Genomic DNA, 13,110 nt, shown 5'->3' on the forward strand with positions numbered 1-13,110 from the left:
CCTCAAGAGGATTCCTCGTGTTGCGTTCACGAATTGGCATGGTCTTCCTGACGGCCTGTCTCTTTCTTTCTTCGTCCTGGGCGAAGGCTCAGGAACCGATCCCGAGGGTCGGCCTCGACGAGGCCTCCGGCGGAACCCTGGTGACGACCCAGCAGCGCCTCAGGCCCGCTGGCACGTCGGTCGAATTCCCCGGTCGGCCGGTTGATGTGGCCGTCTCGCCCGACGGCTCTCTCGTGGTAGCCAAGGACAATCGCGGCGTGCTCCTCATCGACGCCCAGACCTGGCAGATCAACCAGCGTCTTGCCTTCCCCGACGGCGGCGGGTCGATGCACGGCATCGCCGTTTCCCAGGACGGCCGGCGATTCTGGGCCACCTCGGCACAAAGCCATCTTTACGAGGCCACCCTCGCCGATGACGGAGCCTTCGCCTGGTCCCGCACCTACGACCTGCCCGGACCCAACGGCGAAGGACCCTCACACGCCTGCGGCATCGCCCTGAACGAGGATGAGACGGTCGCCTACGTCGCCCTCTCCCGGAACAACTCGATCGGTCAAGTCGATCTGACGACCGGCGCGGTTGTCCGCGAGATTCCCGTCGGTGTCGCGCCGTTTGACGTGGAGCTGGATCCGAGCGGAACGGTTCTTTATGTCTCCAACTGGGGAGGCCGACGCCCGCTCGACGGTGAACAGACCGCGCTGTCGTCCGGCACTCCCGTGCTCGTCGACGATCGTGGCGTCGCCAAGAGCGGGACCGTGGGTAAGGTCGATCTGGAGCAAGGCGCCATGACGGTCGAGGTCGCCACCGGCCTGCACCCGAGCGACCTGGTGCTCGACCCCCGCGCCGGCCGCCTCTATGTCGCCAACGCGAATTCCGACACCGTGGGCATCCTCAACGTGTCGAACGGCGCCTTCTCCGAGGTGGCCGAGATCCTCGTCCGCCCCGACCCCACCTTGCCCTTCGGCAGCGCTTCGAACGCGCTGGCCCTCTCCGAAGACGGCGGGACGCTCTACGTCGCCAACGGTGGCAACAACGCTGTGGCCGTCGTCTCGCTGAACGACGACCGAACCGGTGGTGCGGTGCTCGGCTTCATCCCGGCGGGATGGTATCCCGGTGGGCTGGCTCTCGGCCCCGACGGCCACCTGTTCATTGCCAATATCAAGGGGCTCGGCTCTCGAAGCGAGCCGGAAGACCCCGCCAAGGGGCGATCGGTCTACGCCTACCTCGGCACCGTTCAGAAGGTCGCCCCGGCCGACACCGAGACGCTGGCTGATTGGACCGCCCAGGTCCTCGAAGACTCCCGAGTCCCTCAGGCGCTCCGCGCCTGGGAACGGGAACAGGTCCGGGCCGACATCGCCCCCCGCCCTGTTCCCGAGCGTCTGGGAGAGCCCTCGGTCTTCGAGCACGTCGTCTACGTCATCAAGGAAAATCGCACGTATGATCAGGTCTTCGGCGACTTCCCCCAGGGTGAAGGCGATCCGAACCTCACCATCTTCGGCCGTGAAATCACGCCCAACCATCACGCCCTGGCCGAGCAGTTCGTCCTGCTCGACAACTATTACTGCAACGGCGTCAACTCGGCCGACGGCCATTCCTGGTCGACCGAAGGGAACGTGACCGACCACCTCGAAAAAGCCTTCGGCGGCTTCACCCGGAGCTACACCTTCGGCGACGATCCGCTGAACTATTCCTCGACCGGGTTCATCTGGGATAACGTCCTGCTGCACGGCCTTTCCTTTCGCAACTACGGCGAGATGGACTATGCCGAACCCGTCCCGAAGGACGCCACCTTCGTGCAAATTTATGAAGATTTTCTCAACGGCACGAATGAGATTACGTTCACCCAGAACATCGGTATCGACACCCTCCGCCGCTACTCCAGCCCCAACTTCCCCGGCTGGAACATGAAGATTCCCGAAGTGCTTCGCGCTGACCGCTTCCTCAAGGAGCTGGCCGAATTCGAGGAAACCGGCACGTTCCCCAACTTCGTGATCCTTTACCTCCCCCAGGATCACGGCTCGGGCACGACTCCCGGCATGCCCACCCCGAACGCCCACATGGCCGACAACGACCTGGCCCTCGGCCGGATCGTCGAGGGGATCAGCGCCAGCCGATTCTGGCCGAAAACCTGCATCTTCGTCATCGAAGACGACCCGCAAAACGGCTTCGATCACATCGACGGCCACCGCTCCATTTGCCTCGTCGCTTCCCCCTACACGAAGCGAGGGGCCGTGGTCAGCGAGTTCTACAACCAGACCTCCGTCCTGCACACCATGGAGCGCATCCTCGGCCTGCCTCCCATGAATCAGATGGATGCCATGTCTCCCTTGATGACCGAGTGCTTCACCGACGAGCCCGACTTCACCCCTTACACTGCCCTGCCCGTCACCGTCCCGCTCGACGAACTGAACAAGCAGGTCAGCCAGCTTCCTCCCGGACAGCGCGTCTGGGCCGAGGCCAGTCTCGCCCAGGATTTCACCGTCTTCGACCGCGCCGATGAGGACACCCTCAACCGCATCCTCTGGCACTTCGCCAAGGGGGCGGACACCCCCTATCCCGCTCACCTCGCCGGCGCCCACGGCACCGGCCTCAAGGGTCGCAAGCTCATCCACGTCGAGTTCGAGGATGATGACGACGAGGAAGATGACGACGACGATGACTGATCGCTCGCCGATCCGGTATCCTCGGGGGAGGGTGCTTCGCTGAGCCGCGATCACCCTCCCTTCCCGATCGAGGGACCCAATGCCATGCCAATCCACGACTGGACCTGCGTCCCGGCGGGGACTTTTCACGACGTCCACCACGAGTGGATCTCGACGATCAAGCGAGCCCTGAACGACGGACTTCTGCCGGACAGGTCCTATGCCATGGCCGAGCAGATCGCCGGCGGCATGGGTCCCAATGTCTTGACACTGGAGCGGCCCTCGCCTCGGGTTCCGCTTCCGGAGCCGGGCCAGGACGGGGCTTTGGCCCTCGCGACTCGACCGCCTCAGGTCCGCTTCCATGCCGGTCGAGAGGACGACCTCCTCGCCCGGAAGGCCAAGGCGGTGGTCGTCCGCCATTCGAGCGATCATCGCGTCGTGGCCATGATTGAACTGGTCTCGCCGGGAACCAAAAGCAGCCGATACGCCATCGATGCCTTCGTCCGTAAAGTCCGCGATGCGCTTCACGCGGGCATCCACCTCCTGATCGTCGATCTCTTCCCCCCAGCCCCCGCGACCCCCACGGCATTCACCAGGTGATCTGGGAGGAAGGCAGCCCCGGAGACTTCCCCTTGAACGCCGACGAGCCTCTGACCTGCGTCTCCTACATCGGCGGCCTCATCGGCGAGGTCTTTCTCGAACCCGTCGCAGTCGGACGCCCCTTGCCCGAAATGCCCTTGTTCCTCTCCGATGCCATCTATGTCCCCGTGCCCCTTGAGGTCACCTACGCACGTGCCTGGGATGCCGTCCCCGCCGTCTGGCGCAACGCCATCGCCTCAATCCCTCCCCAATCTTCCACCTGACCCTCCCCCCTTCAATTGCCCCGATTCCGTTAACCTGGGGCACTTGCGAAAGTGATTCGGACGTGAGAAACTGTCGCCCGCGCCTCCAAAGCCGTGGCCGAAGGGTGGGACTCCTTGCGTTCTTGCATGGCTGATTGCTAGCGTTGAGCAAAGACCGATCCCCGATGGCAGGCGGATCGAGGACGGAGGAATCGTCCTGGGCGGGCCGGGGGAATCCGGCGGGCGGGGCAATTGCATCGATTGAGGAAACAGCGATGAGTCGACAGGGTCGTCGAGCAGTGCGGGCGTTGCTTCGTCGTCGGAGGGTGCGGGGGCATCGGTTGGTCGTCGAGCCGATGGAGCGTCGGGAGTTACTGGCGACGATCCAGGTGACCACCCTGACCGATGCGCTTGCCCCGATCCCCGGGCAGGTCAGCTTGCGCTCGGCCATCGAGGCGATCAATGCCGGGGGCACCATCAACCCCGACATTCTTGCCAATACCACCGGCACCTTTGGCGATAACGACCGAATCGTCTTCAATGGCCTGAGCGGGTCGATCACCCTGGTCGGCAGCTTGCCCGACCTGTCGGTGCCAGTCGTCCTCGACGGCACTTCGGGGGCCGGGTTCTCGGACCGTCCGGTTCTGACGATCGACGGCGACCGCGTGGCCAATCGCACGATTCGGATCACGGGGCCGAACGTGACGATCCAGTCCCTGGCGATCGTCGGCAGCCGAGGAGCCGGGGTCGAGATCACCGGCCTGGCCGCGACCGGGGCGATTCTGCAAGGCAATCACATCGGCGTTGATGCGGCCGGGACGACCTCCGATCCGAACCTCGGCGGCGGTGTGGTCGTGACCAACGGCGCGAGCAACGCCCGAATCGGCGGAGCGCTGGCGGCTCCTTTCGTGCTCGGGACCGTCGGCAACGTGATCGCCGGCAACGACACCGATAACGTCCTGCTCAACGAGGTCCAGAACGTCCTCGTGCAGGGGAATTTCATCGGGACCGACCGCACCGGAACGGTCGCCTTGCGTGACGGGATCATGGGGGTCGATGGCCACGGTGTCCAGATCGTCGCCGGATCGGGCCACACCGTTGGCGGCCTGACGGCGAACCTGGGCAACCTGATCTCCGGGAACGGCATCAACGGCGTTGAGGTCCGCTCGGGCAATGCGAACCGGATTGCCGCGAACCGCATCGGCACGGCGGTCGATGGTGTCAGCCCGCTCCGCAACGAGTTCCTCGGCATTCGCCTTCACCAGGCGTCGACCAACAATACGATTGGAGGCGCCAACGCGACCCCCTTCGTTCTCTCGGCCGGGAACCTCGTCGCTCACAACGGTGGCGACGGCATTCGCATCCAGGGGCCAGGAACCACAGGAAACCTCGTGGCCGGCAACTTCGTCGGTGTCGATGTGACGGGAACGATCGCCCGAGAGAACCTCGACACCGGCATCGAGATCAACAACGCCACTCTCAACACCATCGGCGGTACCGGCGTCGGGATGGGCAACCTCATCTCCGGCAACCGGGGCGACGGCATCTTGCTCGCCAACGCCGGCGCGGCGAATAACCTGATCCAGGGGAACCGGATCGGCACCAACGCCTCGGGCACGTCGGCCTTGCCGAACCAGGAAGACGGCATTGAGATCAACGGCGGCCTCAATAACACCATCGGTGGCGCAGCGGCCGGGGCTGGCAACTTAATCTCCGGCAACGGCAGCGACGGCATCGAACTGGAACGAACCTCCTCCGGAAACGTGGTTCAGGGGAACCTGATCGGCACCAATTTCGACGGCTCGGCCGCCGTGCCCAATGTTGAGAACGGCGTGCGGCTCGATGCCGGGCTGGTCAATGTGGGCGGGACCCCCCAGTTCCTCGGCGCTGTGAACAACACGATCGGTGGCGTGAACGCCTCCAGCGGGGTCCGCACCGCGGGCAATCTGATTTCCGGCAACGGCCACAACGGCATCTTGCTCTACGGCGGGCCGACCTCGAACAACGCGATCCTCGGCAACTTCATCGGCACGAACGCCAACGGATCGAGCGCGATCGGCAACACGAGGCATGGCATCCTGCTCGAAGGGGCCTCGAACAACACGATCGGCGGCGAAAATATCAGCATCAATCCGGGAACGCTCCGCGCGGGCAATCTCGTTTCCGGCAACGGCGGCGATGGCATCCGCCTGACAACCTTGCTGAACGAACCCGGCGGCAACAACGCCGCCAGTGCCTCGAACCTCATCTCCGGCAACTTCGTCGGCACGAACCCCTCGGGATCGCTGCCCATCGGCAACGCCGGGGCGGGCATTGCGTTGATCGGCGTGGCGAATCCCGTCGGTGGCGTCTCCGGCAACACGATCGGCGGCGTGAACGGTGCCCCTGCCGGCCTGAGACGCGGCAATCTGATTTCCGGCAACATCGGGCCGGGGCTCTTGCTCCAGGGCGAGGCGGCTTCGGGGAACATCGCCCTCGGCAATTTCGTCGGCACGAACGTGACCGGATTGAGCGCGATCGGCAACGCGGTCGGGATTCTCCTGAGTGACGCTCCGAGCAACACGCTCGGCGAAGGAAACGTCATCTCCGGCAATCTCAGCCACGGTGTCCATCTGACCGGAACTGGCAGCACGTCCAACGCGCTGACCGGCAACTTCATCGGCCTTGGCCCCGTCGGTGCGACGGCCGTGCCCAATGGCGGCGACGGAGTTCGGATCGAGGGGGCCTCGGCCAACAGCCTGACCCGCAACGTCGTCTCCAGCAACCTTGGGACCGGCATCGCACTGATCGGTCCCGGCGCGACGAACAACGTCATCCGGTCGGGGCGAATCGGAACCGACGACGTCGGCCTTGCCGCCCGAGGCAACCTCGGCGGCGGAATTCTCCTGATCAACGCCAGCGGCAACACCATCGGCGGTGTGCTCCCGGCTGATGGCAACATCATCTCGGGCAACGCCGGATCGGGCATCGTGCTGCAAGGATCGGGCACCTCGAACACCCAGATCAACGGCAACGTGATCGGCCTCGACGCCACCGGAGAGGCCCCGCTCGGTAACGCGGCTCATGGCGTGGCGATCCTCAACGGGGCCTCGGCCAACCGTGTGGGAGGAGACGTGGCCGGCTCCGGCAACCTCATCTCCGGCAACGGAGGCGATGGCGTCGTCCTTGCCGCCGGGGCGTTTGAGAACCTGGTTTCGGGCAACGTCATTGGTGCCAATGTCGTCGGGACCGTGGCGCGAGGCAATGGCGGAACCGGCGTCCGCATTTCCGACTCGGCCCGCAACACCATCGGCGGCCGGTCGAACCTGATCTCCGGCAACGGTGTTTTCGGCCTGACGATCGCCGGCGGCTCGGCCTCAGGGAATGTCGTCTCGGGCAACCTGATCGGCACCAACCTCGCCGGCACGGCCAGCCTCGGCACGCAGCAGATTGGTCTGGTGATCCTCAACGCCCCGAACAACCGGGTCGAGAATGGCAACCTCATCGCCGGGCACTCGGGAGACGGTCTTCAGGTCATCGGTTCCTCGGCGTCGGGTAACCTGATTGACGGTAACCTCATCGGCACCGACGAAACCGGCCTCGACGGGCTGGGGAACGCCCGAGGGGTTTTCCTCGACATCGCGCCCAACAACGTCCTGGCAGGCAACGTCATCTCCGGGAACCGCAACGATGGCGTGATGGTGCTCAACGGCGCGAACGGGAACCTGCTCACGGGCAACCTCATCGGCCTGGCCGGCCCGACCGGCTCCCTTGCTCGACCGAACCTCAGCGGCGTTCTGATCGTCAACGCCAACAACACCTCGCTCGACTCCAACGCCATCAGCGGCAACCGAGGCTTCGGCGTCGCCCTGGCCAGCACCTCCGGTAACTTCCTGACGAACAACCTGATCGGGACAAATCGCCAGGGCATCGCCGCCCGGCCGAACACGTTGCACGGGGTGATGGTCCTCAACGCCCGGAACAACACCCTGTCGGCCAATGTCCTTTCCGGCAACCGCCTGTTCGGCGTCGAGCTGCGCGACGGCTCCGACGGCAATACCCTGATCGACAACCTCATCGGCACCGACCGCACCGGCCAGTTCGCCATCGCCAATCAGCGCGACGGCGTCTTCCTCGACAACGCCGCGTCGAACCGCCTTGAGCGAAATGTCATCTCGGGAAATCTCGGTAACGGCGTGATGGCCATTTCCCAGGCGTCAAACACGGTGCTGATCGGCAACTTCATCGGCACGAACCGCGACGGCTCGGCCATCCTGTCCAACCGAGGCAGCGGCGTGATCGCCGCCGGGCCGTCGAACATGACCCTGCAAAGCAATGTTGTCTCGGGCAACATCGGGTTCGGCATCGCCCTGGTCGGCGGCACCGGCAACGTGATTGCCGACAGCTTTGTCGGCACCAATGCCCTGGGAGAGGCCGCCCTGAGCAATCGCTTGGTCGGCGTCTTGCTGCTGAACGCGCCGGGCAACACGGTTCTCAACTCCGTGATTGCCGCCAACGGGGTGGTCGATCGTCGGGGGAACCTCCGGATCGACGGACCCGGAAGCACCGGCAATCGCGTGCTCGGCAGCTTCATCGGCACCGACCGCACCGGCTCCCGATCGCTCGACCCTCAGGCCGGCAACGTCCAGACGGGTCTTCCCACCACCCCCAACGACGGCACCCCGGGCGCGAGCGATCGCCGGACGTTCGACCCCCGCAACGACGGTATCGTGATCGCCGACGGCGCCTCGAACAACACGATCGGCGGCATCGACACCGGCCAGGGGAACGTCATCTCCGGCAACCGGATCGGTGTCTACATTCGAGGCCAGTCCGCCCGCAACCTCCTTCAGGGGAACCGGATCGGCACGAACCGAGACGGATCGGCCGCCGTGGCCAACAGCGACGGCGTGATCGTCATGAACTCCTCGAACAACACGATTGGCGGCACCGGCCCATCGGTGAGGAACCTGATCTCCGGCAACCTCGAAGTCGGCGTCCGTCTGACCAGCATCGCCTTTGACGAGCCCCGCGCCCCGGCCTCGGGCAACCTCGTCGCGGGCAACTTCATCGGCACCGACGCAACAGGCAACGCCGCCCTGGCCAACCGCCAGGGGATCTTCATCTACGGCGCGGCCGGCAACCAGATCGGCCTCGGCTCGTTCACCGATCCAAACGGCGGCGGCAACCTGCTCTCGGGGAACCGCGAGGTCGGCCTTCAGATTCTCAATGCCGACACGATCAACGCTGTCACCGTCCTCACCCCCGCCGGCCCGCAGATCGTCCCGTATCCTCCGGCCGTCGGTGCGGTCACCACAGGAAACATCGTGGCCGGCAACCGTGTCGGAACCAACGCCGCCGGCACCGCTCGGCTGCCGAATTTCCAGGGCATCTTCGTGAGCGATGCCCCCGGAAACACCATTGCCGACAACCTGATCAGCGGGAATTCCCAGGTCGGTTTGAACATCACCGCATTCAATGCCATCAACAACCTCGTGACTGGAAACCGGATCGGCCCCGACATCAACAATACGATTGGCACCGTCGGCAACGGGTTTGCCGATCCGAACGGCCTCGGCTCAGGCCTGTTCCTCAATCAGGTGGTTGACGGTGCGAACACCATCGCCTCGACCAACGACATCCGAGGCAACGTCACCGCTCAGACCCGTACCCGGACGATTGCCGCCGGGCCGTACGTCGAGCGGGTGATCCCCGTCTTCAATCCCACCACCGGCGCATTGATCCGGATCGACGTTCGCATCAACGGCTATCTGAGCCGCGATGCCTCCCGGACGCTCAACCTGGCCAACTTCAGCCTGGTTCCCAACACCACGGGCGCTGCTCCCATTCCGATCGCCTCAGTTTCTTACGACGAGGTGGCCCGGATGCTCTCCATCACGCCGAGCAGTCCGATTGCCCCTGGTCAATCGGTCCTCCTGACCCTCGTTGGCCGCGCTCCCGGCGGCTTGCAATCACGGCCAGGCCCCGGCATTTCCCCGGCCTTCCTCGCCGGCAGCGGCTTCGCCGGGACGAATTTCACCCAGGTCCTCACCATCCCTGCCCCGGGAACCTCCCTTGCGGCCCGACGGGCCGGTGGCCCTTCGGCACTCGGCGTCGATCTTCTGCTCGCCGGCTCCGGTCGCTGATCGGCTTATTGAGATGCAAACACAATGGGGGCGATCCGGCAACCCTCGCCGCGACCGCCCCCTGTCTTCTCCAGAACCCTTGCTCAGCGGCCCGACGATCCGGACACGTATGAGTCGAAGACCCGGACGGTCGACCACAGTTCCTTGTTCTTCTCGATGAATTCCAGGTGGCGCGGGTGGTCCTGGTAGGTGTCGTGCGCGGCCTTGTCTTCGAAGACCAGGTGCAGCGCGACGTCGAAATCGGTGACGTTCACCTCGCGGTCGAACTCCTCGGCTCGGGTGCCGGCCGAGAAATAGACGGTCCCCTCGTGGCCGTCGAGGTACTGATGGCAGGCATCGACCAATTTCTGGGCGTTCGCCTCCGATCGGTTCGCCAGCGTGAAGAAGACCATGTGGGCCAGCGGCGCGGCTGCGACCGCCGTCACCGGCTCGGCTTCCGATTGCCCGGTCATCGACAGGACCGCGGCCATCACTAGGGCCCCGGCAACGGCGGCCAGCACCGGACGAATCATCATGTTACGCATCGTTGCAGTCTCCCGACCTTTGTGTTGCGTGACGTTGCATCGTCGAAACAATTTCAAGCCGGGGTCCGATCCCTCGACCGCCCCCGAGCAATCACTTTCGAACTCAATCGCTCGGCCTGGTCTGGCCTGGCCTGCCGATCCGGGCCTCGTTCCAACCCACTTCGACCAACCAACTGACCGACCGATCGACGCCGATTGTACGACGCTCCTCGTCCTCGAACCAGAAACCAGCGACCCGATCCCTCAATCCTTCGCATGCTGACCCCGCCCACGTCGCGCGACTCGATTCCGAGACCAGGCCGGCCCCTTGGTTGATTCGATTGACGTAACCGGCATTCTCAAGGGGATGCCCGAGGGATCGGAACGCCGACCGAGTGCTAGGCTTCGGGGGAAGTCTTTGGGGACTGTCAGGACGGAGTCGGTCCCCCCAATCCAAAGCGATCGGCCCGCCGTGTGAGGAGGGAAGGCGATTGCCGCTCAACGCATCCTGTTTCAGGAGCCCTTTCGATGATGCGACGCTCTTCCCTGTTCTGTCGGGCGTTTGGGTTGACGGTCGTGCTGGTCCTCGTCCCCACGGTCGGTGCCTTCGGGCAATCATCCCCGAGCGCCGGCTTCCGCAACGGGTTCTTCGGCCCCTTTGACGGCTACGGAGCGATCTGGGCCTATCCGTCTGATTACAGCAACGGCCCGTCACCCTATTACTCGCCGATCTTCAATTCGATGGCCGCCAGCCGTCCCTCGCCGACCCTGGAACCGAGCCCATACTACCGGTCGCCCCTGGATCTCCTCAGGTTTAATCAGCCCGAAGCGCCCAGGCCGTTCGCCCGGATCTTCCGCAGGCGGTGAGGGCGACCCCCTGGACGGGGCGTTCAACTCCAAATTCGGAAATACAAGAAAATTTTGTTCTTGACTTGGCATGGCGCCTCTGGGAGATTTATTACTGCCTGAGATTCATGTGTGTCAAGTGTGTGGAATAGATTGGTCGGTGGACCCTGAAGGCTGGAGGCGGCCATTCCCGCCGGGCTCAGTTTTCATCGTTGAGGGGTGCGCCATGGGCGAAGTCGCGGACATCATCAAGGCGGTACACGAGGTCTACAACGGCGGCCAAGTCGACGTGACCGTCGATGGGCGAAATTTGGGCATGGCCTACGCGATTCCGCGCGGCCTTGAGGGCACGGTCGTTGAGACATATGGCCCATGGAGGGAGGCCGAGGTCAAGCAGGTCTTCTACAAAGAATCGGCCATCGTCGGCTCGGTTCTCGCGGAGATTCAGATGATCCTGACTTGGCGCTGTTCGGCCGCAAGTCAGTACATCATCGAGGCTTACCTTTCGAACAACGTGATCTCGATCGACCCGACAGTGAATGTGAAGATTCGGGTGCGCTTTGATCAGCCGCAACTCTACGACACGGACCTTGAGGCTTACATGATCCCGTTCTGGGTCGAGGTGGAGTTCAGGCCGATCGGCTCATCGAGTACCACGATCTATCGGGGGACGATTCGTGCTGATGGAAGTGGGACGTTTGTGCAGAACTAACTCGCAGAGCGAGCAACGAAGAGGAACCGCACCATGGCTCAGATTCAGAGAATGCCCTTCCGGGGCTCGGCCACACTCGGCCGGGGCGTCAATACGCTCAAGGGCGAGTTCGTGGGCAAGGCGCTGAAGGTGGTCAGTAAAGAGCAGTTGTCGACCACCGGCCAGGAGGCCCTGTTCGACGTGCAGATCACCGAGACGCACGACGCGCTGATGGAGAGCCTGGGGCTCTCGGTCGAGGCGAGCGGTCGTTACGGGATGTTCTCGGCGGAAGGGAAGTTCTCCCTCTCGGAGAAGAGCAAATTCAACGCGTCGTCGACGTTCGTGGTGGCGAGCTGCCGGGTTCAGAATGCCTTCGAGATGGTCGACTCGGTCGAGGTGCTGCCGGAAGCGATGCGGCTGCTGGAGGAGCCGGAACGCTGGAGGACCACGTTCGGTACGTCGTTCGTCCGCGGCCTGCAGACGGGGGGGGAACTCTACATCGTCTTCCAGACGACCTCGACGAGCCGGGAGGCGCAAAGTTCGCTGGGAATTTCCTTCCAGGCGGCGTGCCAGGGGTTGATGGCGGCGGCCGAATTCGAGATGCAATTGAACAAGGCGAAGGAGTCGACGTCGCAGAAGACCGAGACCTCGATCTTGATGTATCAGCGAGCCGGTCAGGACGAGCGGATCGGTTACGTCTCCGACCCTGGGGAGATCATCAAGCGCCTGCGCGAATTCCCTGCGATCGCGCGGGCCAATCCGGCGGGATACGAGGTTGAGGTCGCCGACTACAACACGCTGGCGCTTCCTGAGATCAACAATGAGGAGGTCGCCGATCGCGAGATGTCGTTGACCGACTGCGCCCGGCTCCGACTGCGCTACATGACCCGGCGCAACGACATCGAGTTCGCGCGAGAGAACCGCCAGTTCTTCGTCGATTTACCGCCCGACGAGGATCTGGCCGACCTCTGGGAAAAATACAGCCGGGCGGTTGCGGCCGTCCAGCTCCACGCTCAGAAGATCGCCGGCCGGAGGATCCCACCCCTGCTCTTCGACCCGACGCTCCTCGAACCCCCGCTCGACCTGCCCGTGATCAACCTCCGCCGTGTCGACCTGCCGTCGGAGATCCTGGTCCCCCAGCTCGTGGGCAACCCGATCGATAATGCCAAGGCCCAACTCAAGACGATCGGCCTGGAGCACGAGACGACTTACGTGACGGTGGAGGAAAACTCGGGCAAGCCGCTCAACACGGTGATCGCGCAGGATCCTCTTGCAGGGACGAAGGTCCAGCCGGGCGCGCGGGTCCGGCTGACGCAGAATGTTGTCCCTGGCAACTCTCGGTTTGTGTACATGGCAAGGACTCCCAACCCCAGACTTGCCGAATTGATCCGGCGAGGTGGCTGAACGGAGCTTCCAAATCTGGCCCGTGGATGTCTCGGAAAGCAGGGCGTCCACGGGCCAGTC

At 64.1% G+C, this 13,110-nt stretch carries 8 protein-coding genes; 7 read left to right on the forward strand and 1 reads right to left on the reverse strand.

All coding sequences use genetic code 11. The features are described from left to right. Positions 1-20: 20 nt before the first annotated feature. The 4 genes from HG800_RS18550 (at position 21) to HG800_RS18565 (ending at position 9,606) form a co-directional block, all read left to right on the forward strand. The gene (locus HG800_RS18550; RefSeq protein ID WP_235963780.1) at positions 21-2,660 is read left to right on the forward strand and encodes a bifunctional YncE family protein/alkaline phosphatase family protein; all 2,640 of its coding nucleotides are present in this window, start codon (positions 21-23) and stop codon (positions 2,658-2,660) included. An 84-nt stretch (positions 2,661-2,744) separates the two neighbouring features. Then, positions 2,745-3,239, forward strand: coding sequence for a DUF4058 family protein (locus HG800_RS18555; RefSeq protein WP_169978195.1), 495 nt, complete (start codon positions 2,745-2,747; stop codon positions 3,237-3,239). Between the two features lie 32 nt (positions 3,240-3,271). Beyond that, on the forward strand, positions 3,272-3,502 hold the full coding sequence (locus HG800_RS18560) for a hypothetical protein (protein ID WP_169978197.1): 231 nt from the start codon (positions 3,272-3,274) through the stop codon (positions 3,500-3,502). Between the two features lie 254 nt (positions 3,503-3,756). Further along, entirely contained in the window at positions 3,757-9,606 is a 5,850-nt protein-coding gene (locus tag HG800_RS18565) for a beta strand repeat-containing protein (protein ID WP_169978199.1), read from the forward strand. A gap of 83 nt (positions 9,607-9,689) precedes the next feature. On the opposite strand, the gene HG800_RS18570 is transcribed toward HG800_RS18565, so the two are convergent. Beyond that, positions 9,690-10,130 (reverse strand): Dabb family protein, encoded by a 441-nt coding sequence (locus HG800_RS18570; protein WP_235963781.1) that lies wholly within the window; start codon positions 10,128-10,130, stop codon positions 9,690-9,692. Positions 10,131-10,637: 507 nt separating this feature from the next. Here HG800_RS18570 and HG800_RS18575 point away from each other — a divergent pair. The 3 genes from HG800_RS18575 to HG800_RS18585 all read left to right on the forward strand — a co-directional run bounded on the left by HG800_RS18575 (position 10,638) and on the right by HG800_RS18585 (position 13,050). Further along, a complete protein-coding gene (locus HG800_RS18575; RefSeq protein WP_169978201.1) occupies positions 10,638-10,976 on the forward strand; it encodes a hypothetical protein in 339 nt (112 codons plus the stop codon). Positions 10,977-11,115: 139 nt separating this feature from the next. Next, positions 11,116-11,667 carry a hypothetical protein gene (locus HG800_RS18580; protein ID WP_169978202.1) on the forward strand — a complete coding sequence of 184 codons (552 nt, stop codon included), beginning with the start codon at positions 11,116-11,118 and terminating at the stop codon, positions 11,665-11,667. 33 nt (positions 11,668-11,700) lie between these two features. Further along, positions 11,701-13,050, forward strand: a complete 1,350-nt coding sequence (locus tag HG800_RS18585) for a PASTA domain-containing protein (protein WP_169978203.1) — start codon at positions 11,701-11,703, stop codon at positions 13,048-13,050. The last annotated feature ends 60 nt before the right edge of the window (positions 13,051-13,110 follow it).

This window comes from Tautonia rosea, assembly GCF_012958305.1.
Taxonomy (GTDB): domain Bacteria; phylum Planctomycetota; class Planctomycetia; order Isosphaerales; family Isosphaeraceae; genus Tautonia; species Tautonia rosea.